General features: G+C 58.3%; 29 protein-coding genes. 19 read left to right on the top strand and 10 right to left on the bottom strand.

Annotation, left to right across the window (positions count from 1 at the left end; genetic code table 11):
• Positions 1-2: 2 nt before the first annotated feature.
• Complete coding sequence (locus ACNO7C_RS07820; RefSeq protein WP_460024550.1) at positions 3-959, bottom strand: ABC transporter ATP-binding protein; 957 nt, start codon at positions 957-959, stop codon at positions 3-5.
• Between the two features lie 145 nt (positions 960-1104).
• Here ACNO7C_RS07820 and ACNO7C_RS07815 point away from each other — a divergent pair, with 145 nt between their 5' ends.
• The 7 genes from ACNO7C_RS07815 to ACNO7C_RS07785 all read left to right on the top strand — a co-directional run bounded on the left by ACNO7C_RS07815 (position 1105) and on the right by ACNO7C_RS07785 (position 7089).
• A complete protein-coding gene (locus tag ACNO7C_RS07815) occupies positions 1105-1740 on the top strand; it encodes an ABC transporter substrate-binding protein (protein ID WP_460024549.1) in 636 nt (211 codons plus the stop codon).
• Between the two features lie 36 nt (positions 1741-1776).
• Positions 1777-3255 carry an ABC transporter substrate-binding protein gene (locus tag ACNO7C_RS07810; protein ID WP_460024548.1) on the top strand — a complete coding sequence of 493 codons (1479 nt, stop codon included), beginning with the start codon at positions 1777-1779 and terminating at the stop codon, positions 3253-3255.
• A 61-nt stretch (positions 3256-3316) separates the two neighbouring features.
• Entirely contained in the window at positions 3317-4279 is a 963-nt protein-coding gene (locus ACNO7C_RS07805; protein ID WP_460024547.1) for an ABC transporter permease, read from the top strand.
• Between the two features lie 5 nt (positions 4280-4284).
• Positions 4285-5706, top strand: a complete 1422-nt coding sequence (locus tag ACNO7C_RS07800; protein WP_460024546.1) for an ABC transporter permease — start codon at positions 4285-4287, stop codon at positions 5704-5706.
• Positions 5703-6101, top strand: coding sequence for a hypothetical protein (locus ACNO7C_RS07795; protein WP_460024545.1), 399 nt, complete (start codon positions 5703-5705; stop codon positions 6099-6101). Before ACNO7C_RS07800 ends, ACNO7C_RS07795 begins: the two co-directional genes overlap by 4 nt.
• Positions 6102-6139: 38 nt before the next feature.
• Positions 6140-6529 carry a hypothetical protein gene (locus ACNO7C_RS07790; RefSeq protein ID WP_460024544.1) on the top strand — a complete coding sequence of 130 codons (390 nt, stop codon included), beginning with the start codon at positions 6140-6142 and terminating at the stop codon, positions 6527-6529.
• A gap of 41 nt (positions 6530-6570) precedes the next feature.
• On the top strand, positions 6571-7089 hold the full coding sequence (locus tag ACNO7C_RS07785) for a hypothetical protein (protein ID WP_460024543.1): 519 nt from the start codon (positions 6571-6573) through the stop codon (positions 7087-7089).
• Positions 7090-7280: 191 nt separating this feature from the next.
• Here ACNO7C_RS07785 and ACNO7C_RS07780 read toward each other — a convergent pair whose 3' ends face one another.
• The 5 genes from ACNO7C_RS07780 to ACNO7C_RS07760 form a co-directional block, all read right to left on the bottom strand.
• Positions 7281-7727, bottom strand: coding sequence for an aconitase X swivel domain-containing protein (locus ACNO7C_RS07780; protein ID WP_460024542.1), 447 nt, complete (start codon positions 7725-7727; stop codon positions 7281-7283).
• 2 nt (positions 7728-7729) lie between these two features.
• Positions 7730-8929, bottom strand: coding sequence for an aconitase X (locus ACNO7C_RS07775; RefSeq protein WP_460024541.1), 1200 nt, complete (start codon positions 8927-8929; stop codon positions 7730-7732).
• 17 nt (positions 8930-8946) lie between these two features.
• The gene (locus ACNO7C_RS07770; protein ID WP_460024540.1) at positions 8947-9402 is read right to left on the bottom strand and encodes an SCP2 sterol-binding domain-containing protein; all 456 of its coding nucleotides are present in this window, start codon (positions 9400-9402) and stop codon (positions 8947-8949) included.
• Positions 9403-9411: 9 nt separating this feature from the next.
• The gene (locus ACNO7C_RS07765; protein WP_460024539.1) at positions 9412-10512 is read right to left on the bottom strand and encodes an NAD(P)/FAD-dependent oxidoreductase; all 1101 of its coding nucleotides are present in this window, start codon (positions 10510-10512) and stop codon (positions 9412-9414) included.
• Positions 10513-10591: 79 nt separating this feature from the next.
• Positions 10592-11047, bottom strand: coding sequence for a metal-dependent transcriptional regulator (locus ACNO7C_RS07760; protein WP_460024538.1), 456 nt, complete (start codon positions 11045-11047; stop codon positions 10592-10594).
• A 172-nt stretch (positions 11048-11219) separates the two neighbouring features.
• Here ACNO7C_RS07760 and ACNO7C_RS07755 point away from each other — a divergent pair, with 172 nt between their 5' ends.
• The 5 genes from ACNO7C_RS07755 to ACNO7C_RS07735 all read left to right on the top strand — a co-directional run bounded on the left by ACNO7C_RS07755 (position 11220) and on the right by ACNO7C_RS07735 (position 14738).
• Positions 11220-11558 (top strand): NifB/NifX family molybdenum-iron cluster-binding protein, encoded by a 339-nt coding sequence (locus ACNO7C_RS07755; RefSeq protein ID WP_460024537.1) that lies wholly within the window; start codon positions 11220-11222, stop codon positions 11556-11558.
• Between the two features lie 160 nt (positions 11559-11718).
• Positions 11719-12024, top strand: a complete 306-nt coding sequence (locus ACNO7C_RS07750) for a FeoA family protein (RefSeq protein WP_460024536.1) — start codon at positions 11719-11721, stop codon at positions 12022-12024.
• Positions 12017-12202 carry a FeoA family protein gene (locus tag ACNO7C_RS07745; protein WP_460024535.1) on the top strand — a complete coding sequence of 62 codons (186 nt, stop codon included), beginning with the start codon at positions 12017-12019 and terminating at the stop codon, positions 12200-12202. The genes ACNO7C_RS07750 and ACNO7C_RS07745 overlap by 8 nt, the downstream gene beginning before the upstream one ends.
• On the top strand, positions 12203-14200 hold the full coding sequence (feoB, locus tag ACNO7C_RS07740) for a ferrous iron transport protein B (protein ID WP_460024534.1): 1998 nt from the start codon (positions 12203-12205) through the stop codon (positions 14198-14200).
• A gap of 4 nt (positions 14201-14204) precedes the next feature.
• Positions 14205-14738, top strand: a complete 534-nt coding sequence (locus tag ACNO7C_RS07735) for a hypothetical protein (protein WP_460024533.1) — start codon at positions 14205-14207, stop codon at positions 14736-14738.
• Between the two features lie 67 nt (positions 14739-14805).
• Here the strand turns inward: ACNO7C_RS07735 and ACNO7C_RS07730 are convergent, their stop codons facing one another.
• Both ACNO7C_RS07730 and ACNO7C_RS07725 read right to left on the bottom strand, forming a co-directional pair.
• Positions 14806-15474 (bottom strand): ornithine cyclodeaminase family protein, encoded by a 669-nt coding sequence (locus tag ACNO7C_RS07730; RefSeq protein WP_460024532.1) that lies wholly within the window; start codon positions 15472-15474, stop codon positions 14806-14808.
• 186 nt (positions 15475-15660) lie between these two features.
• On the bottom strand, positions 15661-15933 hold the full coding sequence (locus tag ACNO7C_RS07725) for an AbrB/MazE/SpoVT family DNA-binding domain-containing protein (protein ID WP_460024531.1): 273 nt from the start codon (positions 15931-15933) through the stop codon (positions 15661-15663).
• Positions 15934-16229: 296 nt separating this feature from the next.
• Here ACNO7C_RS07725 and ACNO7C_RS07720 point away from each other — a divergent pair, with 296 nt between their 5' ends.
• From ACNO7C_RS07720 to ACNO7C_RS07705, 4 genes are all read left to right on the top strand, one after another.
• Complete coding sequence (locus tag ACNO7C_RS07720) at positions 16230-17639, top strand: extracellular solute-binding protein (protein ID WP_460024530.1); 1410 nt, start codon at positions 16230-16232, stop codon at positions 17637-17639.
• A gap of 63 nt (positions 17640-17702) precedes the next feature.
• Positions 17703-18779, top strand: a complete 1077-nt coding sequence (locus tag ACNO7C_RS07715; protein ID WP_460024529.1) for an ABC transporter ATP-binding protein — start codon at positions 17703-17705, stop codon at positions 18777-18779.
• Positions 18780-18788: 9 nt separating this feature from the next.
• Positions 18789-20432: an ABC transporter permease gene (locus ACNO7C_RS07710; protein ID WP_460024528.1), complete on the top strand. Its 1644-nt coding sequence runs from the start codon at positions 18789-18791 to the stop codon at positions 20430-20432.
• A 110-nt stretch (positions 20433-20542) separates the two neighbouring features.
• Positions 20543-21490, top strand: a complete 948-nt coding sequence (locus ACNO7C_RS07705; protein WP_460024527.1) for a radical SAM protein — start codon at positions 20543-20545, stop codon at positions 21488-21490.
• Positions 21491-21522: 32 nt separating this feature from the next.
• On the opposite strand, the gene ACNO7C_RS07700 is transcribed toward ACNO7C_RS07705, so the two are convergent.
• Together ACNO7C_RS07700 and ACNO7C_RS07695 are read right to left on the bottom strand one after the other, a co-directional pair.
• Positions 21523-21846, bottom strand: a complete 324-nt coding sequence (locus ACNO7C_RS07700) for a hypothetical protein (protein ID WP_460025920.1) — start codon at positions 21844-21846, stop codon at positions 21523-21525.
• Positions 21847-21874: 28 nt separating this feature from the next.
• Complete coding sequence (locus ACNO7C_RS07695) at positions 21875-22696, bottom strand: MBL fold metallo-hydrolase (RefSeq protein ID WP_460024526.1); 822 nt, start codon at positions 22694-22696, stop codon at positions 21875-21877.
• A 112-nt stretch (positions 22697-22808) separates the two neighbouring features.
• Here ACNO7C_RS07695 and ACNO7C_RS07690 point away from each other — a divergent pair, with 112 nt between their 5' ends.
• The 3 genes from ACNO7C_RS07690 (at position 22809) to ACNO7C_RS07680 (ending at position 24481) form a co-directional block, all read left to right on the top strand.
• Positions 22809-23012, top strand: coding sequence for a hypothetical protein (locus ACNO7C_RS07690; protein WP_460024525.1), 204 nt, complete (start codon positions 22809-22811; stop codon positions 23010-23012).
• A 247-nt stretch (positions 23013-23259) separates the two neighbouring features.
• Entirely contained in the window at positions 23260-23760 is a 501-nt protein-coding gene (locus tag ACNO7C_RS07685) for a type IV toxin-antitoxin system AbiEi family antitoxin domain-containing protein (RefSeq protein WP_460024524.1), read from the top strand.
• Positions 23735-24481 (top strand): nucleotidyl transferase AbiEii/AbiGii toxin family protein, encoded by a 747-nt coding sequence (locus ACNO7C_RS07680; RefSeq protein WP_460024523.1) that lies wholly within the window; start codon positions 23735-23737, stop codon positions 24479-24481. The genes ACNO7C_RS07685 and ACNO7C_RS07680 overlap by 26 nt, the downstream gene beginning before the upstream one ends.
• The last annotated feature ends 48 nt before the right edge of the window (positions 24482-24529 follow it).

Raw genomic sequence — 24529 nt, 5'->3', positions numbered from 1 at the left:
GATCACCCGTAGAGGTGGCAGGCCACAAAATGGCCTGGAGAGACTTCCCGGAGTTGAGGCTCCTCACTCCTGCACTTGTCGGTGGCGAAGGGGCACCTCGGGTGGAAGCGGCAGCCCCGAGGGGGGTTGAGGAGGTTGGGGGGTGAGCCGGGGATGGGCTTCAGCTGGCGTCTCTCCCCCTTTACGCTGGGGACCGACTGGAGCAGTGCGCTGGTGTATGGGTGCAGTGGCTCAAGGAGGACTTTCTCCGCCGGCCCTATCTCGACGATCTTCCCGGCGTACATGACGGCGACCTTGTCGCTAACCTGCGCGACTGCCGAGACGTCGTGCGAGATGAAAATCATCATGGACTTGGAGCTCTCGCGCAGCTCCCCGAGTAGCTTGAGTATCTGGGCTTGCACGATGACGTCGAGGGCGGTTGTCGGCTCGTCCGCAATCACCACCTTGGGGTTTAGTGCGAGGGCCATCGCTATCAGCGCCCTCTGCCTCTGCCCCCCGCTGAGCTCGAAGGGGTAGCGGTTCGCCACCGAGGGGTCGAGGCCGACCAGGCCTAAAAGCTTCCTGATGCGCGCCATCGCCTGGTCCTTGCTCACATCCTCGTGGAGCAGTATGGCCTCTGCTATCTGGTCCCCGACCTTAAGCACCGGATTGAGGGCGTTCATCGAGCCCTGGAAGACTACCGATATCTTCTTCCACCTGATTTCTCGCCTCAGCCTCTCCTCTGGCAGGCTGAGGATGTTCACGCCGTCGAGGACGACTTCTCCCGCCTTGATCTTGGCGTTGGAGGGTAGCACGCGCACAAGAGTCGTGGCGAGGCTGGACTTCCCGCAGCCCGACTCCCCTACGATGCCCAGGGACTCCCCTTCGCTGAGGCTGAAGCTCACGCCGTCGACTGCCTTGACATAGCCGCCCCCGTCGACCTCGTAGTGCATCGTGAGGTTTTTTACCTCTAAGGGCATTACTCTCTCGAGCGGCTCCCACTATCACTATTAAAGCCTTTCTGCCCGAGCGCTGTAGAAAATCTGTACTCTTCTGCTATAGGGAAGAATGATTTTCAGCAAAAACGGAAAAACCTTTTTTAAAGATGGGTTAAGCAAGTCTCCGATGCGAGGAAAACAGCTCTTAGCCTTACTGCTCCCCCTGCTCATCGCAGCGGCGTTCCTCGCACAGACCCTCACAGCGGCGCCGCCTCCTGCTGAGCAGCAGAACTGGAAGTGGGAGGCAAACGGCCCTAGAGTCGACTACCACCTCTACTCCATAATCCTCGACTACGACGCGCGGCTCACGGCGTTCAAGAAGGGGGACATCGAGACCTCCTACATACAACCCACCCGCGTCAGCGAGGTCAAGGACGACCCCAACATCTACCTTCTCTCCTACAGGACCTTCAACCTGCAGTTCCTCGGCATAAACATGAGGCAGTACCCGTGGAACTACACTGCCATCAGGAAGGCGATTGCGCACCTGATCGACAAGGACTGGATCATCACGAACGTCTTCAATGGCTTCGGCGTACCCGTGGACTCTCCTATCCCGCCAGCCTTCGGCGACTGGTCTAACCCCAACGTGCCCTCCTACACGTACAGCAAGGAGATGGCCAAGAAGGTCCTGCTCGACGCGGGGTTCAAGTACGACGCCGCGAGCAACAAGTGGTACGAGCCTAACGGCAACCCGCTCGGGGACATCGTGATCCAGATGCCGCCGCAGGATCAGGCTCCCTGGCTGTGGCAGGAGGCCTAGCACATCGCCCAGGACGCGCAGAGCATAGGCCTGCCGGTGAAGATAGAGGCGATAGAGTTCCAGGCCCTCGTCTCGCAGATATACTCGAAGACCTTTAAGTCCTTCATCCTCTACCTCGGCTGGAACAGGATACCAACGCTCGCGTACGAGCTCTTCCGCACAGGCGGCAGCTGGAACTTCTGGGGGCTCAGCGACCCCCAGATCGACGAGCTGTTGAAGCAGTTCTACTTCACGACAGACATTCAGGCGGCTAAGGCGGCCCTCTGGAAGGCCCAGGAGAAGGTGGCGGACATCCTCCCCTACATACCGATCTACATGGGGATCGCCAACGTCGGCTTCAGGACGAACGTGGCTGGAATAGTTCTGAACAAGCCCCTCGGGGGCCAGTCATACCTGACGCTCCTCAACGTGCACCACGTCGGAGAACCCTTCGGCGGCACATACAAGGAGCCGCTCGGCTCCGACCCGCGCACGCTCAACCCCTTCACGGCAATATCCGGCGACGAGGTCGCGGTTATTGACAACGTGTACGAGTACCTCTTCATAGCCAACCCCGACCAGGTCTCCAGCGACTTGCCGTGGCTCGCGCGGAGCTGGACGATCGAGAAGGTTACGATCGGCAAATCCAACGTCACGAAGATCACGTTCCACCTGGCTGACAACGTTACTTGGCAGGACGGCGTCAAGTTCACCGCGCGGGATGTGAACTTCACCTGGTTCTTCATCAAAACCAACAGGCCGACGCAGATGTACAGCAAGGCGTTCGAGAACCTGATAAAGACTGAGCTCCCGGACGACTACACGATTGTGGCGTACATCAACGGCACGAGCTGGGCCTACCTCTACGACCTCAACGTGCGGATCGTGCCCATGCACATCTGGGGCAACAGCTCCCTCCTCCAGTCGGCTGGAGGCTGGGAGAAGTTCGACCCGAGCAAGGTCCCACACCCCAGCGTGAAGGGCCTCACCGCGATGGTCGGCACAGGGCCCTTCATATTCGCCGACAGGAAGCTCGGCGAGTACATCCTGCTCAGGTGGAACCCCAACTACTGGAGAAGGCACCCTGAGAAGACGATCGTGACCCAGGCTTCCATACCAAGCGCCGTGCAGGCTGGCAACCCGCTTTCAATCGCGGTAACGGTTAAGGATTACCAGGGCCAGCCTGTACCAAACGCTACTGTAACTGTCAGGCTCCTCTCAGGCGGGAGCGCAATAAAGGAGATCCAGGCTGTCCACGTCGGAGGGGGCGTTTACAACGCGACCATCGACACAGCCGGTCTCAGCGGATCTTACAACGTCTCCGTCATGGTCAAGGCAGGCTTAGCGGGAACGGTGTTCGCTAGAAGCCTCACGGGCACTGTGACTGTCCGCTCTGCGTGGGAACAGTACCTCCCGATAATCATCCTCGCCGCAGTCATAGCTGTAGTTATCGTTGCAATCATTGCGGTCAGGAAGAGGGCCAGGAAGCCTGAGGCTCAGCAACCTTCGGAGAGCGGGGCGCAGCAGTCCTCGTAGGTTTAGCTAAAATAAAGTTATTTCTCTGGTGGTTTCTGTGTCCGGATTCAGCAGGTATATATTGCGTCGCGCTGCCGACAGGATAGCCGTGCTCTTCGTCGCGCTCGTCCTCCAGTTCCTTCTCCTAAGAGTCCTCCCCTACTACGTCATGGGGATAGACCCGTCCTTCTTCTTCCTGAACCCCAACCTGACGAACGAGCAGAAGGAGCTGATTAGGAAAAGCTTCGGCCTCGACGAGCCTCTTCCCAACCAGTTTGTGAAGTACGTCCTAGCGCTCTTCACCGGTAATCTCGGCTACTCGTTCTACACCAAGAGGCCCGTCATCGAGGAGCTCATGGAAAGGCTCCCTAACACTGTGATACTGCTCGGGTCCTCGACCGTGCTGGTGATCCTGATAGGGATAGCGCTGGGGCTATACGTTGCCATGAAGAGGGGCACGAAGGTCGACACTGGAGTGATCGCTGCAGGGATACTCCTGAACTCCTTCCCCGCCTTCTTCCTGGGCTTGCTGCTGCTCCTCTTCCTCGGGTACTACATCCCCATCTTCCCGACGGCCGGGTCAGTGTCCCGCCCACCACCGAGCGACCCGCTTCTGTACGTAGCGGACTACCTGTGGCACCTCGCCCTGCCGCTGCTCACGCTCGTCACCGTGGGGGTTGGCGGGTACGCCCTCTTCATCCGGAGCTTGCTCATAACGGAGCTGGGGGAGGACTACATCGTGACCGCTAGGGCGAAGGGCGTGGACGACAGAACGATAATGTCGAAGCACGTCATGAGGAACGTTTTGCCCCCGATAATAACCACGATTGCTCTCCAGCTCCCGGGCATAGTCTCCGGGGCTGTGATCACGGAGACGATTTTCTCGTGGTACGGGGTCGGGAGGTGGCTCTTCGAGGCGTCGATGCAGTTCGACTACCCGGTTGTTCAGGGAGTGCTCTTCATATCCGTGGCCCTCACCGTCGTGTCGCTCTTCATAGCCGACGTGGTGATAGGCATCTTAGACCCCAGGATACGCTTGAGGTGATCCTGTTGAAGCGGGTTAACCGATTACCCTACCTTGACACCTTTCTAGTCCTGCTCAGGAAGAGGAAGGGGCTCGTGGGCTTCTCGCTCCTGCTCTTCTTCGTGACTATAGCACTCCTAGCCGACGTGATAGCCCCTAACCCTCCGAGCGCCGTGGGCTTGGCCGACGGGTTCGCGTACCCCGCGTGGTTCAAGCTGTTCCCGCAGTACCGTGACCTGCCTGAGAACCTCCAGGTAACGCTCGGCCCGCACAGCGGCGCGCTCAGCGTCAATGGAAAAGTCAGTACCGAGTCGCCGTTGCCGAACAGCCTTCTCCTCACACTCGGAGGCTCTGAAAGGGCCAGTGGGCTCGTCGAGCTGAAGTACACCTTCTACTACCCCTACGCGCCCCCCAAGAGGTTCGAGGCCACGATACCGTACAACATAACTGTCTATAGCTCGAGCGGGGCCAGGGCCAGGGTGGTCCTGTCGCTGACGACGCAAGACGGGAGTACCTACACGCTCTATGACACGGGCTACCTCTCAAAGAACGTTTCCCGCGTCGATACGCCCGCGAGGTTCGACTCCAGGGACATAATGTTCAAGATCAACAACGGCTTCTCCGAGTACGAGGACGTCGGCGAGAAGGTGTTCGACCGCAAGGGGAACTACACTCTGACTCTATCGGTGTTCATGGTGAATCCCGGCAACTCCACGGTGAGGGTGCTCCTCTACCCCGTCGTCTTCAGGGTACCGGGCCTCGCGTACGGCGTGCTGGGTACTGACGCCCTCGGCTCCGACATCTTCTCAAACCTCATCCACGGGACGCGGGTATCCCTTCTGGTCGGCGTCTTAGCCTCAGTTATCTCTGTGTCGATTGGGCTTCTGGTTGGGATCGTGGCTGGCTACAAGGGAGGGTTCGTGGACCAAGCCCTCATCTTCCTCACGGATACCTTGCTCTTCATCCCCATAATCCCCCTGCTGATAGCCGTGAGCGTCTACATTGGGAAGAGCCTCTACCTCATGATCGTCCTTATCGCGCTGTTCAGCTGGATGGGTTTCGCTCGCAACACTAGGGCTCTCGTCATGTCGCTCCGCGAGAGGCTGTTCGTCGAAGCCGCCAGAGCTGCAGGCGCCGGAAACCTGTACATAATCTTCAGGCACATCCTCCCACTGCTGACCCCAGTCGTGTACATCACGCTGGTGCTCAACATCCCCGGGGCTGTGCTCACGGAGGCAGCGCTCAGCTTCCTGAATCTCGGTGACCCGAGCGTACCGTCTTGGGGGAGGATGCTGTACAACGCCAGGTACAGTGGGGCATTCTTCAAGCTCATGTGGTGGTGGATCCTCCCACCGGGGATCATGCTCATGCTCTTATCGATGAGCTTCGTCCTCATAGGGCAGGCTCTCGATGAGGTCTTCAACCCCAAGCTGAGGGCTAGGCGATGAAAACCCGGGAAGCTTTAACCCTCGCGCTGGTGCTCTTCTCCTCAGCCTCTCTCTTCCTGCCCTTCCTCCTGAAGGTCGGGTTCGGGGAGCAGGGCTTTGCCCCTGAATTCCTTTTAGTCCTGTTCGCCTCCTACGCCATCGGCTTCACGACGGCCCGAATCTCAAAGGCCATGGCAGTATTCCTGGCAGCGTACGGGCTGGCGGTCATCCTGACGGTTCAGCTGATTAGGGCGCCTTTAGACGCGCTGATGGGCACGCTGAACGGGGACCTGGCTGCAATCGTTGTTGAGCGCAACGTGCTTTTCACGAGCCTTGTTGTCGTGGCTCCTCTGAGCTTCGTCTTCCTCGTCTTTGGGGCGTACAGGGGTGAGTCTGCACGGAGGAAAGAACGCTAGTAGTCGCGCTTGAGGCGCTGGTCGCGGTTGCATCGCTAATGTACGTGTACTTCGCCTACAGTAGGTGGTACCTCGAGGTTTTCTCGATTAAAACCCTGAACGTTACTCTGGAAAACTGGACCCTTGGAACCAACCAAAGACCCTTTGTAGAGGTGCGGCTGAGAATCGAGTCTTCAAATCGCGAACCACTCCGAGTAAACTACATCACGGTCTCCGTCCAGCAGGGATCCGAGACGCTGCGGGAAGTGACGCTAAGCTACCCCCAGGGCCTGCCGCTGGCCGGCTCGCGGGCTTTCACAGCGCGCTTGGAGCTACCGTCCTACGCTGACCCCCACTGCTTAAGCCGAGGGGGTTGCTTTTTCCGCGTTGAAGTAGGCGTTGTGAGCAGGTTTGGAATAGTGCCGCTCCAGTTCACCCTGTCGCCCTAGGGGAAAACCCTTTATAGCGCTAGCAACGTTTTTACTCGCCTATGGTCTCCCTCCTCTCAGAGTACCCTTTAACCCGCAGGACCGCCACGCTAGAGGCAGTCTTCTCGTCGGGCCTTGCAGCAACAGCCGCAGCCCTGATGGCCTCGTCAGGCGAGCGACTGCCCTTCGCGCTGAGCTACCTCCTTTCCTTCATGGCGCCGTTCCTCGCTCTCGTCGTCCACCGAGTCCGGAAGACGGACAGGATGCTTAGAGCCGTCATGGCAGGCGGCTCTTACGAGGAGTTGCGCCGCGGCGGGGTACGAGAGCTGGTTCGAGGAGTCGCGCTGGTGTACTTGAGCTTTACCCTTCTTCTCGTCCTCCCACCGGTTATCGCGCTCGGGGCTCTGATGGGGGCTCTAACATCGAAGGGCTTTGCAGACCTCACCCACTACGTGTACGTTCGAAAGCTTGAAAGGAGCTTGGGCGTAAGGCTCGTGGTCTACGTTGAGAACGCGGGGCGTGAAGGTTGGTACAGGTGGCGGCTCACGGCAATGACGCCCCAGCCTGCTTTTCACACCTAGGCCTGTATAGAAGTAGCTAAGCATTTATGGAGGCTCAGCGCGAGATCTAGCTGGCTGTACAGAGGATCTTAAAGAAGTAATCGCGTGTTTTTACGCCGGTTGAAACCTGGTCACGAAGTTTAGCTATTGACATTTCTGACGCTGGATGCAGGTGGCTTTAGTGATTAGCGAAGTGAGAAAAAAGCTTTATTTTATATGATGCACACTTCGCCTTTAGAAGTTACTTTCACGCAGTTGCCTGTCTTCACGTGCTGAAAGATCTCGTCACTAACTTTGTCTATGAGCGCTATTTTCTTCCCGAACCACTCGTGGGCCAGGGCTACTCCTGATGTCGTCAAGGTGTCGGCTTCGCGGGTGCAGACGATAGCCTTAGGTGCCACGCCTAGAAGGGCGATTTCGGCGATTATTATGCCGCCGGTTGTGGATCCGATTCCGGAAGGTATTATCAGTATCTTGCCTGTGAGGTCTACACCGTATACGTGGGGGTTGTTCTTGTCACCGCCTATTGCGTGCTTTCTACGCCTGATCACTGTCTCCTGGTACGTTGCGAGTATGTTGAAGCCTTGAGGGGAGACGACGGCCTCTCCTTCCACGTCTCCTGGGAGGATTGCCCGGCCTTTGAAGCACGTCTCAGGCATATCTACTCACCTCTGAGGTAGGAGAGGAGTTGCGGCGTGTCCATGAAGGCGGCGTGGCTGTAGTAACTGAGCTTCCCGGAGTTTGTGAGTATTTTTAGCCGCTTCGAGGTGGGTATGTTTGTCAGCATGAGGGGGCAGAAGCTATCCACGTCCCCGCCCGCGTTTCTGAGCTTGGAGTACAGCTTCGTGGACTTGAACTCTCGGGCTATCTTCGGTGCAGCTAGGAGTAGCGTGCGGGTCTTGAGCTCCGCTTCGGAAAGCTCTCTAGCGAAGAAGTCGAGCTGCTCTCGGGACAGGTGTGGGCAACCGATTATCGCCAGGTCGGGCTTCCCGGGGGTGGCTCTCGCCTCCATTTCTTTCCTCATCTTGGAAAGCTCCTCATCCCCCACTCTCAGCACCTTGTGATCGCCTCTCAAGATCTTTCTCCCGTTTTCCACAGCCTCGGGAGTGAGGTCCTCGGCGTGAAATAGCCCGACGGCACCCCACACTGCCATAGCGGCTCCCATGTCCTTCAGCTCGTACTCCTCAAACTCCCACTTGTCCAGACCCACTATGTAGGGGACCCCGTCCAGGACGCTCTTCCCGATTAAGCCCCCGAGAATGAAGGGGCTTGGCTTAGACGATGCTTTCACCTCGACTAGCCAGTCAGCTTTCCTGTTCTCGTCTAAAAGAAGCCCGAAAAGCGGGGTTTCTCCGGTGACGCCCGAGAGCAACTCGACTATTGAGGAGTTCCTGTTTGTTCTGGCGCCCAGCACGGAGTTGGCGTATATCACTGCGGAGGACTCGGCCCAGGCTAGGATGTCACCGTATGAGGGCTTGTTGCCTATGTAGTAGGGCGTGCAGGTGAAAGCGTCTGGGTCGATGAGCCCTAGCCTCAGAAGCAGGGACTCCAGCCTCCCCTGCTTGCTGTAGAGGTACCTCCCGACGAGCTTCTCGACGAAGGGTATGGACCTCTGAGGGGGCCGTGGGTTAGCGGTTAAAGGCACCCTGGACTTTAAGTCATTTCTGGCCAGTTCTTCAAGAACCATGAACATCGACTTCACGAACCTGAGGCCGCACGAGGTAACCCAGTGGCAGCTCTTGCACTCAACAAACCTCTCAGCGCCGTAGACCTTCCCGTACGCCTCCAATACCCTGTAGCACTTTCTCAGGGTTTCTTCGCGGCCTTCTACGAGGCGCCTCTCATCAACGGGACCTGTCACGCTCCCACCCGGGTTCCCTAGAAGGTGAACTCCCTCTTTAGGTAGGGAAGCATCGCGGGTATAGCCTTACCCCCGAATATCATCTCGCGCATGGCTCTATTCACTTCCTCGAGGATGGCGCTCCTCTTGAGCAGCTCGAACACCTTTCCCTTAATCTTCACGCGCCCCCTGAGAACCATCGCGGCGCTCGAGGCCTCTCCCCTCAAGAGCACGTCGAATGTGGAGACGCTCATCTCGACAGTTATGTCGGCCTTCTCCTCTTCTTCCGGCTCGAGAGCCCGTATCTCGGCGCAGCGGCCGTCCCTTATCGTTATGAAGGTCTTGTAGACGTAGGGTAGACCCGGTAGAGTGGGCGTAAGCTTAACCAGTATTGTCCCCGTCCACCCCCGCGCGGCGCTCTTAAACTTCTCGCTGGTATTCAGCCTCCGCTTAATGGCATCGAGGAGGATACACGTAGTCATGTCAACCGGCATGCCCACCACCTACACCGAGATCGCCAGGTAATAAGCATCCCAAACAGCATCCCTTATCTTCCTGTGGCTTAACGCGTCCCCGATTATATGAACGTTCGGGTGCTCGGCTGCGAGAGCGTCGTAAAGCTCCCTGTTGGGGACCATCCCCGTGGCTAGAACAACGCTATCGCAAGGTATCTCTCGCGCGCCGTGAGGTGTTTCCACGACGACGCGACCGTCGAGAGCCTCTTTAACCTTGGTATTCAGCATCAGGGGGATCTTTAGGTATTTGAGCATGGTCATCAGGTACAGCTTGTTAGCGTGGCTTACACTGATGTTGGGGGCAGGTAGCATTTCGACGATTGTGACCTTCTTCCCGGATTGCGCGAGCCAGATCGCTGTCTCAACGCCCACGAGGCCCGCGCCTACGATCACGACATCGTCTTTAACGGCTTTAAGGCCTCGAAGCAGGTCAACGGCTTGAACCACGTTTGGCTTGTCTACCCCTGGAATAGGCGGAACAGCAGGCCTAGACCCCGTTGCGACGACGACAACATCGGGGTTTTCCCCCAGAACCCTGTCAACAGTGGCCTCAGTCCTGAGGTTTACGTCGACTTCCAGCTTCTCGAGTTGCCGTTCATACCAGCGCTTAAGCCTGCGGATATCGTACTTGAAGTCGGGAACACCCCCCTCGATCAGGTGGCCGCCTAGCTCTGAGTCCTTCTCGAACAGTATTACCTCGTGCCTACGGATCGCGGCCACTCGGGCAAACTCCATTCCAGCAACGCCTCCGCCGCAAACTACGATCCTCCTCTTATGAGCTGCCGGCTTCAGCTCCAGCTCCCTCTCACGCCCTGTTGCAGGGTTTACGGCGCAGGAGAGGGGACGGGCCAGCTCGATGATCCTGTACAAGCACTCGTGGCAACCTATACACGGCCTTATCTCCTCGTACCTACCTGCTTTCACCTTCGCCGGCCAGTAGGGGTCAGCTAGTAGCCCCCTCCCTATTGCCACCATGTCAGCCTTCCCCTCCTCAAGGACCTTCTCGGCGACGACAGGGTCGTCCAGCCTACCAACCGCTATAACAGGTATCTTGACCTCTCTCTTCACCATCCCGGCGAAGTCGGCCAAACATCCGTGTGGGAGGTACTCGGGAGGGTGAGGCGCGGAGGGGCCTTGCAGCGCTGTACTGAGTCGTTGGCCTTTTCGCCTACTGCTCTTTTTTCTCGAGTTCTTTACAGTATCTCTCGAATTTTCTGAGCCAGGCTGTTATCGAGCGGGGGTGATCTCGGTGCTTGTCGATGAAGTCCACGAACCTTATTATCTGCAGAATGGTTTTGGGGTGCAGGCCGTGCTCGAGGATGTGCGCGTCCCTGCGGGCGGCGTCCTCGGGGACCAGGAGCATTTCGAGAAACCTCCTTATGTAGTTGTACCTTTTCTCGACAACCTCGGCCAGCTCTCTGCCGCGCTCCGTCAGCCTCACAGCACCGTACTTCTCGTGAATCACCAAGCCCCTTTCCTCGAGCTTCCTCAGTATCTCAACGGCGCTTGAAGGCTTGACGTTGAGCTTACAGCTGATATCCTTCACGCGCGCGTACCCCTTGCTCTTCTCGAGCTCGTATATCGCTCGCAGGTAGTCCTCCATCCTCTCCGTGATGAACTCCATACAAGTGTAGAGTGTTTGGCCAGCCTAAAAATTGTTCCCCCAGTTGGCGGCGTTCGGATGCAGTGGCTCCTGCTGTCAGGGGGCTACCCGCGAATGCCATCGATACCTTAAGGTAAAATTTTAAGCTATAGCACATTATTCTGTAAGTGGGGGTCGAAGTAGTGTGGGGACGATGAGAGTCGCCGTAGCCACAGTCGGTTACGAGGGCCTCCGCGATAGGGTTGCGAGCGAGCTGGCTAGGTGCCCTACACTCACGATACTCGAGGTGGACGAGGAAGGGAGGAGCTACCGCTTACTCGAGGTGATCGAGAACAAAGCGGCTAAGTTCAGTCAGGGCGCGGGCCCGGTATTCGTGTATACTTTGGCTGAGAGGGGCGTTGAAGTCGTATTGGGGCCGGTCGCAGGGATGGGGGTCGCAGACCTGCTCGCTGAGGCTAAAATAAAGTTTGTCAAGTGTGAGCCGGGTACAAGGGTGGAGGATGCCCTGAACTCGGTTTTGCGAAAGCCCTGAGTCAGCACGCGGCAAACTCGCAGATATGCTCGGTGCCTAGCTCTCTTCCCTTTTAATAGGCTTCAGGCAAATGATATCGTAAAATTTTAGGCTACCCTAACATTTACCCTAACTCCATTAGGGATACCTATATCGCTACCAAAAGGAATGAAAAAATTCGGTGAGCCTAAACATGGCTGCGGTTAGGAAAAGGCTCAGTGAGCTGAGGCCTGGAGAAGTGGGGACTGTTGTAGGCTACGCGGATGCGCCGTCCTGGCTTAAGAGAAGACTGGTGGAGATGGGCCTTTCTAAAGGCACGACGGTCAAGATGGTGAGGAACGCGCCCCTGAAGGACCCTATCGAGTTCGAAGTGAGGGGCTACAACGTCTCCATTCAAAGGGAGAGGGCGGAGGTTGTGCTCGTAGAGGTCGTTGGGTATGATTCCCCTGACTCTGGCGCCGGAGGGGAGCGAGGTGCGAGTGATTGATATAAGGGCTGGGAGGGGGCTCGTTGCGAGGCTCCTAGAGCTCGGCATCACGCCTGGCTCTACACTCAGGGTGCTTAAGACCTTCGGGTCAGGACCCATTCTTCTGGACGTTAAGGGGTCTAGGATAGCTCTCGGCAGAGGAGTCGCCATGAAGATACTCGTGGGGGTGGTGCAGTAGGTGACCGAGCGCCAGAGGATTCGGGTAGCGCTGGCAGGGAACCCCAATGTGGGGAAGTCTGTGGTGTTCAACAACCTTACTGGCTCGCACCAGCACGTGGGTAACTGGCCGGGTAAAACCGTCGAGAAGGCTGAGGGGTTCTGCTACTTCGACGGCACTGAGATCTACATCGTAGACCTCCCGGGGACGTACAGCCTCACGGCGTACTCGATCGAGGAGAGGATCGCAAGGGACTACCTAATCTACGAGAAACCCGACGTGGTCGTCAACATCGTCGACGCGTCGAACCTCGAGAGGAACCTGTACCTAACGCTACAGTTGCTAGAGCTGGGGGCTAACGTCGTCGTCGCGCTGAACAAGGTGGACCTGCTAGAGGCTTCAGGCGCGAGAATCGACATCAGGTTGTTGAGCGAGAGGTTAGGAGTTCCCATAGTCCCTACGGTTGCTCCGAAGAAGAAGGGGATGAGAGAGCTGTGTGAGGCGGTGTTGGCTGCTTCCAAGCAGCCCACACGCAAGATCGTGGAGTACAGCCCGAGCGTGGAGAAGTACATAGGCAGGGTCTCGGAGCTCTTGCGCGGCAGTCTCCCGAGCGAGCTGAACCTCAGGTGGGTTGCTGTCAAACTACTGGAGGGTGACGAAGAGGTAGCCAGCCGAGTGAAAGCCCTCGTGGGGGATGAAGCTATGAGGAGAATAGATGCGATAAGAGGTGATTTTGCGAGGGAGCTGGGGGACCCCGAGACTGTTTTCGCGGAGGAGCGCTACAAGGCTATCGAGAGCATCCTTGAAGGAGTTGTCGTAAGGGCTAGAGCGGTGACAGTCTCCGATATACTGGATCAGGCGTTCCTAGACACCGCGTTCGGAATCCCCATATTCTTTGCCATAATGTGGATTATGTTCCAGTTCGCCTTCAACGTCTCAGCGCCCTTCAACAGCCTCCTCGGAGACGCCTTCGCTTGGGCGGCCCAGATGCTCTCCGGCGCTACTGGGGTTCCGTGGCTCGACTACCTGCTCTTCGGCGACTATGGGGTCTTAAACGGAGTGGGGACCGTGCTCAGCTTCGTCCCGCTCATAATGGCTCTATTCTTCGCCCTCTCGATGCTTGAAGACTTCGGGTACATGGCCAGGGCGGCCTTCCTGACTGATAAGATACTGGGTAAATTCGGCCTCCCCGGCCGGGCTATAATATCCATGATCCTGGGGTTCGGGTGCAACGTACCGGCGGTGTACTCCACGAGGACGATACCGGACGAGAAGGATAGGATAGCTGCGATCGTCATAAACCCCCTGATGCTGTGCGGGGCGAGGCTTGTATTCTTCGCAGCCATCGCCTCAGCCCTTTGGGGGCGCGCGGCGGGTGACGTCCTTCTATCCCTTTACGCGCTCGGCATCCTCCTATCCCTACTCGTGGCGGTTGTGCTCAGGAAGACTCTGCTAAGGGGGGAGTCGACATCCTTCATCATAGAACTACCCCAGTACCTGATGCCTGTGCCGCGCGTAGCCCTGTCCAAGGCGTGGGGCAGGGCTAAGCTCTTCTTCACAAAGGCGGGCAAGGTGATATTCCCCGGTATACTGGTTCTCGGTTTGCTCGCGGTCTTCACGCCCAACCTGACTTTCACGGAGAATGTCGAGGACAGCATCGTCGCCTATCTGGGGAGAGGCGCGCAGCCTATCTTCGCTCCACTCGGCTGGGACTGGAGGTTCGTCGTAGCCGCAGTCTTCGGCTTCGTGGCAAAGGAGATCGTGCTCGGCGCGCTAGCCCTACTCTACGGCGCCGGTGAAGACGAAATCGCAACGGTCATAGCCTCGACACACGACCCGCTGACAGTCTACGCCTACATGGTCTTCATACTCATCTACGTCCCGTGCTTAGCAACGATCGCGGCGATAAAACAGGAAGCCGGTACGAAGTGGGCGCTGTTCACGGTCGCCTACGAGATCCTGCTGGCCTACGGCATGGCCTGGCTCGTGCTTACCGTGGGCCGTCTTTTAGGGGTGTAGTGCTATGGCCGGGGTTCTTAGAGAGGGGGCGGTGAAGCTAAGCGTGTGGAGCCGGGCATACACCCTAGCTGTGGCGGCGCTGTACCTCCTCTACGGGTTGCTACAGCTCTACAACGGGGTGGTGGCGTGGTGGCTTCCGTGGCTGGGGGAACCGGTTGAGCTGTGCGCCAGCGTCCTGGATGCGTGCGTGCCCAACGCTTTCCCCGACCCCTTCTCCGGTTTGGTGCTCATGCTGGTGGGATTAATGCTCGCGAGAGCAGTCTACCTCTACAGCAAGGAGAACTACGTGAAAGCAACAGGCTTTCTCTTCGCCAGCTGGGCTCTCGGAGTGTTGCTAATGATCCTTAACGCCCTAATACTGCTTGCAGACATCCTCGGTGCCTACTATCCTATGCTCCTCGGTGGCGAGTCCACGGGCTGGAGCTTAGCCAGCGACCCATGGGGGATAGCACCCCACATGGTCCTCGGCGCACTGCTGCTGCCGCTCTACTTCTCTGCCGAGAGCATCAGGGAAATCCTCAAGGGTCTAAGCCACTGAAAGCAGACAATCGTAGCGCTATTTCCCTTGGTTCCTGAAACCCCTCCAGCCGTTCTCTGCACAGAAATCAGACCCAGTGGGGGTAGTCCCACAGCGCAAGTTTTGTCTCGAATCCCCCCTTTACGGCATCCTGGTATAACCTGTAGGCTACAGCCAAATCCTCACAGGCCAACCCGAAGGAGTCGAAGAGTATCCTCTCACCTTGCCCCTCTCGTCCGGGTGATTGGCCGGCAACAATTTGCGGGAGTTCAAAGGGTGGGGGTATAAGCCCGGACTTATATAACTTCGTGACCAGCGCTCTGTCGTAGTTCCTGTACTGCTCCCAGTTGTCAACAACTATCTTGTTCATGGAAACTATGGCTTTCTCCTTAATCTCTCGCTTACCCATCTGTATGCAGAGAACGCTGCTCTTCAGCCATACTGCCTCGACAAAGGGTTCCTCCGAGGTTGTGGCAGTCACAACCACATCACTCTCTGACACGGCTTCCTGAACACTGGAGACAGGCTTCGCCTCTGGTCCTAGCTCGCGTGCGAGTGCTTCCGCCTTGTCACGTTTTATATCGTAGATTTTAAGCTCCGACAGCTCTAGTACTGCCTGAAGACCCCAGGCAGTCGTCCTCCCTATAACCCCAGCCCCGACTATTCCTGCGATTTCGGAATCCTTCCGCGCAAGGTACTTGGCAGCCACAGCATTGACCGCTCCGGTTCTAACCGCGGTGAAAAGAGTCCCACTCATAATCGCTAGGCGCCCCTGTTGAGCCCGAAACTTTGCAGCGTGTAAGCGGTTGTTTTTCGCCGCTGCGGCTAGAGCGTGGTAGCCTTTATCACAATGTCCGACAGCATGAGGTTTCGAAGTCAGCTGGTGCGAGGTAGCTGGGCTCAACGAGCTGGATAGGTGTCTGACGTGATTACCTCGAGCTCCTCAGCCTTGACGTAGATGTTTGTGTCTATGTATGCGGCAGTCCCCATCCCATGACTCCTCAACGAGCTTGACGGCGTCGATGTCGCTGGGCTCCGGCCGGAGGGAGGAGAGGTACTCCACGGGGTCGCCGAGTGCAGGCCTCAAGGGCTCGAGCACGATCTTACCGCCCTCAACTCTCACTCTCAGCACATCGCCGACCCTGATGCCTAGGAGCTCCCGCACCTCCCTCGGTATCGTCACCTGAAACTTCCTCGTCACTTTAACGTTTTTCACAATTCGTACGTACTACAGTACTACTTAATACCTCTTGCTGGCCTCAAAGCTCAGTAGGCCTACAGGCGCGACGACCGAGTGCCGTGAAAGGACGAGGCATCAACCACCAGCTCAACTTACCCTTACTCACACCGCCGGTATTTAACGCGGTAGGGCTCCTCGCGGGTACTATCTTCGGATGCTGTTCCTTTCCTGGTTTTTAACAAATCTGTTCCTTTCTCTATCGAAATTTATAGTTTTAATAATTTAAGCATTCAAGAAAGGCATATATACAGGGCGTAAGATTGGCTAACTCGATGAAAACCAGTAAAACAACCTGGCTCACAGCCTTAGCGCTCGTCGCCCTGCTAGCCCTTACCCCCGTGCTTGCCGTAGAGCAACCCCCCGTGACGAAAACGGAGGCCGCGTACGAGAACACGCTCGTCCTGATCACGCCCAGCAACACCCTCCTCTTACAGGCTATAACCTCCGCGTTTAAGCAGTACGCGAAGTCGAAGCTCGGCGTGGACGTTGACGTGAAGCTCATACAGGCCGGGTCCCCTGAGTGCATGAACAGGGTCATCGCGTGGGGAGGCAAGCCCGAGGCGGACATCTTCTTCGGCGGGGACCTGATATACCACTGGAAGCTCAAGCAGGCCGGCCTCCTCGAGCCCTACAAGCCCAACTCCCCCTACTACGACAAGCTCCCCGCTACGTTCATGGGCTTCCCGCTGAAGGACCCGGACGAGATGTGGCACCCGAAGCTCTGGTGGGGCCACGGCTTCATGTACAACACGCAGGTCATCCAGAAGCTCGGCCTCACGCCTCCGAAGTCCTGGGACGAGCTCCTTGACCCGAAGTGGAAGGACCTAATAGTGATGTGCACGCCTTCCAGGTCCTCATCAACCTACATCAACGTAGGGATAATCCTGCAGAACAGGGGCTGGGACGAGGGCTGGGCTTTCTGGAGGCAGCTCGCCGCGAACGTTGGGACATTCGTCCAGAGGAGCGCCGACGTAGTGGACCTAGTGTCTAAGGGAGAGTACGCTGTCGGCTTCGCCTACAGCCAGGGAGCCGTGATCAACCGTGCTAAAGGGTTCCCTGTCTCCATGTACATGGACCCGACGGGCTTCATCGTGAGCGGCGTGTCGCTCCTCAAGGGGGCGCCGCACCCGAACATAGCTAAGGCTTTCCTCGACTGGTGGTACACGCCTGAGGCCCAGCAGGCTGCCCTCAGCGCCGGCGGGATCCCGGTGCTCCCCGACGTGAAGATCGACGGGCCTCCTAACTCGACCGCCGCGATCCTCCGGGAGTACCTCGGCGGGAAGGACAACATCTACGACTACCTGCGGACATTCACGAACGTGAAGTTCTACAACTTCACCTACGCAGAGGCCGTCTACGCCAACGTCAGCAAGATCTTCGACGACACGATCGTGGCGAAGCACAGCGAGCTGAAGGACGCCTGGAGCACAATCCTCGCCGTCAAGCCCAAGGTGGCGGGCATACCGGAGGCGGAGGCGAAGCTCAACGAGGCGATTAAGAGCTTCAACCGCGGAGACTACGCGACCGCTAAAAGCCTGGCCCTGGAGGCCCAGAACATAGCTGCTACTGCCCCGAAGGGCCCGAGCACCACGGATATAGCGCTCTACGCCCTGATCGCGGTCGTCATCATAGCTGTAGCCTTCTACCTCCTCAGGGCCAGGAAGCCGAAAAAGAAGGAATAAAGATAAAGATGTGTTTCTCTCATTTTTTTCTTGTACGCTTATGCGCTTGTCGGGTGAACAGCTTTGGTCCGGGTCACCGTTGAAGACGTCTGGATGGTGTTCGGGAAGGTCACTGCCCTGAGTGGCGTGAGCCTCGAGATCGAGGAGGGCGAGCTCGTCACGCTCCTAGGCCCCAGCGGGTGCGGTAAAACCACACTCCTCAGGATAATTGCGGGTCTCTACAGGCCCACGAAGGGGAGAGTCTACTTCGACGGCGCCGACATCACTGACAGGCCCCCCTGGGAGAGGAATGTCGGCTTAGTGTTCCAGGACTACGCTCTCTGGCCCCACATGACCGTCTTCGACAACATCGCCTACGGGCTTAGGCTGAGAAAGGTCCCAAAGGAGGAGATAGCCGAGCGCGTCAACCGCGTTGCGGAGTTGCTAAGGATCCAGGATCTCCTCGACAGGTACCCCCACCAGCTGAGCGGCGGGCAGCAGCAGAGGGTGGCCCTCGCGAGGGCGATAGTGATAAACCCGAGCGTCCTGCTCCTCGACGAGCCTTTGAGCAACCTCGACGCTAAGATCAGAGTCAACGTCAGGTCCGAGATCAGGAAGCTCCAGAAGCGGCTTGGCATCACCTCCATCTACGTCACGCACGACCAGGAGGAGGCGCTGTCGATCTCGGATAGGATCGCAGTCATGAACATGGGCCGGATAGAGCAGGTCGGCAAGCCCATTGAAATATACCGAGACCCCGCCAGCTTGTTCGTGGCCGACTTCATAGGCCAGGTGAACATCCTCCCCGGCCAGGTGAAAGGCAGGGAGGAGGGCGATAAGCTGGTTGTGGAGACGGATATAGGTACTTTTAAGGTTTCCGGCGTGTCTAATACCACTGGAGGGCAGGTCTACGTGGTCTTCAGGCCTGAGCACGTTGAGGTGTCGAGGAAGCCCTTCCCCGCCGACCCCGACCACCTCACAGCCGAGGGAGTTGTGGACACTATCCAGTTCCTGGGCAACCTGGTGAGGCTGGAGGTTAAAGTCGGCGACAGGGTGGTTAAGTCCGAGTTCCACAACCCCTCCAAGCTCGGAGTCCTGGGGGTAGGGGAGAGGGTGTACCTGCGGGTCGCGCACGAGGACGTGAGGCTTCTCAGGAGCTAGGTGGTGAGAGTGCCGAGAATCAACCTCTCGTTCACGGGGATAGCTAGAGTACTCATACTCATCTACGTGGTCCTCTTCATACTCTACCCTCTAGCGTACCTGCTGGTTTTCGTCCTCCAACCGAGGAACATCGGCGAGGTATTCTCCTTCGCTACCAGCAGCCTGTTCCTGTCGTCCCTCAGAAACACGCTGTACGTGTCCATCATCACAACGCTCACAACCCTCCTGATCGGGATCCCGTACGCATACGCGCTCCACCGCTACAGGATCCCAGGTAAAAGGTACCTGCTTTCAGCCACCTTCATGCCCACGATGGTCCCCCCATTCGTTGGTGCGCTCGCATTCATATTCCTACTTGGGAGGTTCGGCACCGTAAACCTGCTGCTCCTGGATGCGAAGCTGATCGAGAGGCCGATCAACTTCATATACGGTCTGCATGGCGTCATCCTCGTCCAGACGATAACCCTCTTCCCGTGGGTTGCGATCAACGTCTACAACAGCCTCCTTAAGCTGGACCACACGCTGGAGGAGGCCGCCGAGTCGCTCGGGGCATCCCCCCTGAGGCGGTTCTTCGATGTGACTCTTCCCGTGATCACGCCGGGCATCGTTACCGGGGTATTCCTGGTGTTCTCCTTCTCGTTCACCGACTATGCCACGCCTATCGTGCTCGGGCAGTACGAGCTCCTCGCACCCCAGGCGTTCGTGAACATCCAGCAGGCCATCGACGAAACCCGGGTGCGCACAGGTACGTACATGGTGTTCTTCATGCTGCTGATCGTGGTGGCGGTCTTCCTCCTCTCCAAAAGGTACGTGTCCCTCAAGGAGTACGCGAGCCTGAGGCTGCCGAAGCCGGTTGAAGAAATACAGCTGAGGGGGCTCAAGAAGCTAGCCGTGTACGCTTTCGTCTTCACGGCGATAGCCATCGGCCTGCTCCCGCACGCCTTCGTGGTGATCATAAGCCTGTCAAAGGCCTGGAGCTTCACGCCCCTCCCGACCCAGTACACGCTCGAGAACTTCGCGCACATACTGGACGCGCCCACCCCGATCGCGAACACGGCCCTCTACGCCCTGGTCGCGACGCTCCTGTGCTTCGCCATCGGGTCGATCGGCGCGTACGTGGTCATACGCACCAAGCACCCGCTGAACAACGTCATCGACACGCTCCTCTCGATGATGTTCGTCGTCCCGGGTATCGTGGTTGGAACAAGCTTCCTGTTCGCCTTCTCCTGGCGCGTACCCGTTCTGGGCTGGCTGGGCTCTACCTGGCTGATCATGCCCCTGATGCTCGCGACGAGGAGGATAACCTACACGGTCCGCTACGCGTACGCAACCTACCTGACGATAAGGCCGAGCATGGAGGAAGCCGCCTACGTGCTGGGGCAGAAGCCCCTAGCGGTATTCCTGAGGATAGTTCTACCCGTAGCTATCACGGGCGTCGTCGCCGGCACGCTGTTCTCCTTCATCGAGGTGATCAACGAGCTGACAGCCTCCCTGTTCCTGTACAAGCCGGGCTGGGAGACCATCACCATCCAGATGTTCGTGCATATAACCGCAGGCCAGTTCCCCGTCTCAGCGGCCTACGCTGTGCTCCTCTTCGTGACCTCCTTCATCGTCGCAACAATAGCCATGAACCTCGCAGGAGGTAGGAGGTAACTACAACCACTTTCTTCTCTTCCAAAACCTTGCACGCGTGGCTTGAATCTTGCCATCGGGGCTTGCACTGAGTAAAAGGTTTAACTGCGGGCCTTGCGTGTTTACGTTGTATGACTTCAAACGGAGCCGAGATCGTCTTCGGCCCTGTCCCCTCGAGGCGGCTTGGAAGGAGCCTCGGGGTCAACAACATCCCAGCCAAGACGTGCACCTACTCGTGCGTGTACTGCCAGCTTGGACGCACAGTCAAACTCGAGGTCTCGCGGAGGGCCTTCTACGACCCCGTCCGCATCATCGAGACCGTACGCGACAAGCTGAGGGAAGCTGAGGTGGACTACGTTACCTTCGTGCCGGACGGTGAGCCAACCCTCGACGCTCGCCTCGGCGCAGAGGTCAAGGGCATACGAGAGCTCGGGGCCAGGGTGGCCGTCCTAACCAACGCCTCCTTGCTGTGGATGGAGGACGTGCGCCGCGACCTAGAAGAAGTGGACCTCGTGTCCGTTAAGGTTGATGCCGCGAGGGCTGTGACCTGGAGGAGAGTTAACAGGCCTCACCCCAGTTTAAGGTTCGACGAGGTCGTCGAGGGCATGGAGACCTTCGCAAAGGGCTTCAGGGGGACGCTTATCTCCGAGACTATGCTGGTGAGAGGGTTGGGCCAGATGGATGAGATCGAGGAGATAGCGTCCACTGTAAGGAGGCTAGGCGTGTCGAGAGCCTACATAGCGGTCCCGACGAGGCCCCCCGCTGAAAGCTGGGTGGAGCCTCCACCCGAGCAGGACGTCCTCCGAGCGTACAGGGTCTTCTCCGAGAAGCTTGGCGAGGAGAGGGTTGGGCTTCTCCTGGGCTTTGCCGAGGGCGAGTTCGGGTCTGGGGCGAACCCGCGGGAGGAGCTTCTCGGGATACTTGCTGTGCATCCCATGAAGAGATCTGAGGTGGAGAGGTATCTTAATCGGGCAGGTGTCGGCATGGAGCTCGTGGAGCAGCTCATCGCCTCGGGGGAGGTTGTGAGGCTGAGCTACATGGGCGAGGAGTTTTACATGAGGAAGCTTCCAGGTAGGTGAAAAATAAAAACAAAGAATAAGAAAAATGCTTTTTATTTCTGCGCCTGGAGCTCCTTTATTCGCGCCTCGATTCTAGCGATCTCCTCCTCGATGTACCTCTTGTAGTCCTCGGCTATCCTCTTTGCGTAGTCCTCAAGAGCCCTCTTGTAGCTCTCAAGTAGCCTAAGCTCATCCTCCCTGCTCAGAGGGTACCATGGGGGCGCCCAGTAGTACGGGACGTATCCGCTCCGCCAGTAGGGCCAGAGCCACCAGCACCAGCCTCTGCCAAACCACCAGCCGGGCCTCTCCCAAGGTGGAAGCCAGGACCAAGGCCCTCTTCCAGGCCAGGGACCCCACCAGCCAGGCACTGCCACCACCAATTTCGTGATATAGCTCACAAGTATATTAATTTTTCGCTGAAGAGCCAGCGGATGACCCTACCTCTTCGACCCCCACACCGTTAGGGGAAACTGTAATCCTGCTGCCGACGTGGGCGTCGAGAAGCATGCCTCTCTCGGATAAAACCTCCCGCATAACCTCCCCGCTGCAGTGGAGCGCGCAGACCTCCTCGACGCCCAGCCTGCTGAGCTCAGTCGCCACGGACTCGCACTGCCCTCGAGTAGCACCCAACATGTGGAGGCCTCCGACCACCAGCCTGACCCTCGCTACGCGGGAAGCCTCCCGGACTAGGTTCACCACCCCCGGGTGGCTGCACCCGACGAGCAGGACTCCGCCGTAGCCCTCGACGTTCACGAGGAGCGCTGTCTCCCACGGCGGGCCGTACAGCGGCCTCAGCGCGTAGACGCCTTCCGCCAGCTCCAAGGTGTCGTTTACTGTGATGCTCGCGGGCGTGCCGGGCGGCCCGTAGACCTTGTTGCAGCCCAGCGCCTCGAGGCCCCCTGTGTGGTCGCCGTGGCAGTGGCTGAGGACCACGCAGTCCACGCGCGAGAGGTCAACGCCGAGAACTTCGGCATTGCGCCTCAGGGCGTCCGGAGAGGGGCCCGTGTCGAAGAGCAGGGTTGCGCTGGGGGTTGCCACGTAGAGGCTCAGCCCCCAGGGGTTGAGGAGGCGTGGGTTCGAGGAGTTCGGCGTGTTATCCACAAGTACGATGATCTCGGCACTGCCGACCCCTCGGGCTCTCCCGTGCTCGCGCCTCAGGGCCGTGAACGCGAGAAGCGCGAGCACAGCGAGGAGAGAGCAGAGCACCGCTACCCTGATCGCGTCCACGTGTAGCTTGGTGAGCGCCACCTATAAACGCTTTACCTGGAAGCGCCCCGGGGCTCGGCGAAGCGCGGCCCTGCAGTAAGGGTTAATATCGATGGAGCCGTCTTGGCTTTGAATGGCTAAGGAGTTCAGGAGCTATCTGGCCAGGCGCGACCCGGAGGGCTACTACGTGATCACGGCTAAGGCCGAGGCGCTAAAGGTTCTTCCACCCGGCGTGGAGCTCGTCGTAGCAGGGGAGCACGTCATGATAAGGACGAAGTCAAGATCCCAGGCCCTCAAAATCCTGAAGCTACTAGCCGCGAGGAACCTCCTCGCGTAGCCGTGCTGGGCTAGCTTCGATAACCTAAAGCTTCGGGAAGTCGTCTCTGCCTCCAGGTCGTATCCAAACCTACGCTGGCCTATCATCTGAGTGGAGGTTTTCCCGCTCGCCTTTCGGTGAAAACGTTAAATCCAGGTAACAGAATTGTTACCAAGAATTAACGTCGAAGCTGTACGAGATTAGGGACAGGCTGCTGTCTTCCGGGAGGCTGGTCTACAGCCTAGACCAGCTGGCGGTGCTCCTAGGAGTGCCCGAGAGCCACGCCAAGGTTTACGCCTCCCGCCTCGTGGCCAAGGGGTGGGCGTGGAGGCCGAGAAGGGGTTTCATCAGCCTGACTAGGGACGACTTCGTGCTCGCCACGCAGCTATTGGAGCCCTCGTACGTTTCGATGCACGCCGCTCTGCACCTGCGGGGCCTCCTCGACCAGGTCCCATCAACCATTGAGTGCGTGACCACGAGGTACAGCCTCCGGCTGAGGGACCTAGGGATCGTCTACAGGAGGGTGAAGCCCAGCCTGTTCTTCGGGTACGAGAGGGTGGAGAGGGCTGGGAGCTACGTGTTCGTCGCCACGCCGGAGAAGGCCCTGCTGGATGCCGTGTACTTCGGCTACTCGTTGCCGGACTGCGGCTTCGCCGACCTCGAGACCCTGAAGAGGCTCGCAAGGGTGTACGCCAGCCAGCCTGGCCCGTGGGCCAGGAGGGTTGCCGCATGGGTGAGGCTCGTTGCTAGGAAGGGAGGATGTGCTTAGACTCGCTAGGGCTAGGGGTCTCAGAGCGTGGCAGGAGGAGAAGAGGTACGTCCAAGCGTTGCTCTTCTACTCGCTGAGGAGGCTCCCGCTCGTGGCGAAGGGCGGGACCTACCTTTGGCTCTTCCACGGCTTGAACAGGTTTTCCGAGGATCTCGACTTCACGCAGGTTGGCGAAATTGAGCCGGGTGACCTAGAGGAGGTGAGGCTGAGCCTCGAGCTCTTCGGAGTGAGGAGCACTCTGAAGGTCCTCGAGGACGATCGGTTCACCTTAACCTTCCGGGTCGACGCGCGGGGTCCGCTGGCTACTTCAGATAAAGATCTCTGCCGAGTGCGCGTGGACATAAGCAGGCGCGAGCCCTTAAGGCTCCCGCCGATCCAGGTGGTGCTCGACGAGCCCTTTTACGGGATCCCAATCATTTTCCTGAAGGGCATGGACCTCCGGGAGGTTCTCGCGGAGAAAATACGGGCGGCGCTCGTCAGGGGGGAAGCCAGGGACGTCTACGACGCGTGGTTCCTCATCAGGAAGGGCGTAGAGCTGGATGCCTCCATCCTTTCCGAGAAGCTGGCTTTCTACGGCCTCGAGTGGTCGCCCTCCCTTTGCGGCAGGCTCACGGGAATCGGCGGCAATTGGGCTAAAGTGCTGAAGCCGATAGTCTTCGGCTCCGTGCCTGAATTCAGCTCGGTCCTCGAAACAGTTTTCGAGGCGTTGGGCTGTACGTGACGGCTCCCAAACTAATATTAACCGTGGGGGGGGGTGATCAAAAACAGG

This window comes from Infirmifilum tikiterense (assembly GCF_054696565.1).
This window is presented reverse-complemented; position numbering and strand designations above follow the sequence as displayed.

Excerpts from the sequence above, each read along its gene's own strand:
- ACNO7C_RS07820 (WP_460024550.1), bottom strand. The coding sequence starts at position 959 with ATGCCCTTAGAGGTAAAAAACCTCACGATGCACTACGAGGTCGACGGG.
- ACNO7C_RS07815 (WP_460024549.1), top strand. The coding sequence starts at position 1,105 with ATGCGAGGAAAACAGCTCTTAGCCTTACTGCTCCCCCTGCTCATCGCA.
- ACNO7C_RS07795 (WP_460024545.1), top strand. The coding sequence starts at position 5,703 with ATGAAAACCCGGGAAGCTTTAACCCTCGCGCTGGTGCTCTTCTCCTCA.
- ACNO7C_RS07790 (WP_460024544.1), top strand. The coding sequence starts at position 6,140 with ATGTACGTGTACTTCGCCTACAGTAGGTGGTACCTCGAGGTTTTCTCG.
- ACNO7C_RS07785 (WP_460024543.1), top strand. The coding sequence starts at position 6,571 with ATGGTCTCCCTCCTCTCAGAGTACCCTTTAACCCGCAGGACCGCCACG.
- ACNO7C_RS07780 (WP_460024542.1), bottom strand. The coding sequence starts at position 7,727 with ATGCCTGAGACGTGCTTCAAAGGCCGGGCAATCCTCCCAGGAGACGTG.
- ACNO7C_RS07770 (WP_460024540.1), bottom strand. The coding sequence starts at position 9,402 with ATGCCGGTTGACATGACTACGTGTATCCTCCTCGATGCCATTAAGCGG.
- ACNO7C_RS07760 (WP_460024538.1), bottom strand. The coding sequence starts at position 11,047 with ATGGAGTTCATCACGGAGAGGATGGAGGACTACCTGCGAGCGATATAC.
- ACNO7C_RS07755 (WP_460024537.1), top strand. The coding sequence starts at position 11,220 with ATGAGAGTCGCCGTAGCCACAGTCGGTTACGAGGGCCTCCGCGATAGG.
- ACNO7C_RS07735 (WP_460024533.1), top strand. The coding sequence starts at position 14,205 with ATGGCCGGGGTTCTTAGAGAGGGGGCGGTGAAGCTAAGCGTGTGGAGC.
- ACNO7C_RS07730 (WP_460024532.1), bottom strand. The coding sequence starts at position 15,474 with ATGAGTGGGACTCTTTTCACCGCGGTTAGAACCGGAGCGGTCAATGCT.
- ACNO7C_RS07720 (WP_460024530.1), top strand. The coding sequence starts at position 16,230 with ATGAAAACCAGTAAAACAACCTGGCTCACAGCCTTAGCGCTCGTCGCC.
- ACNO7C_RS07705 (WP_460024527.1), top strand. The coding sequence starts at position 20,543 with ATGACTTCAAACGGAGCCGAGATCGTCTTCGGCCCTGTCCCCTCGAGG.
- ACNO7C_RS07690 (WP_460024525.1), top strand. The coding sequence starts at position 22,809 with ATGGCTAAGGAGTTCAGGAGCTATCTGGCCAGGCGCGACCCGGAGGGC.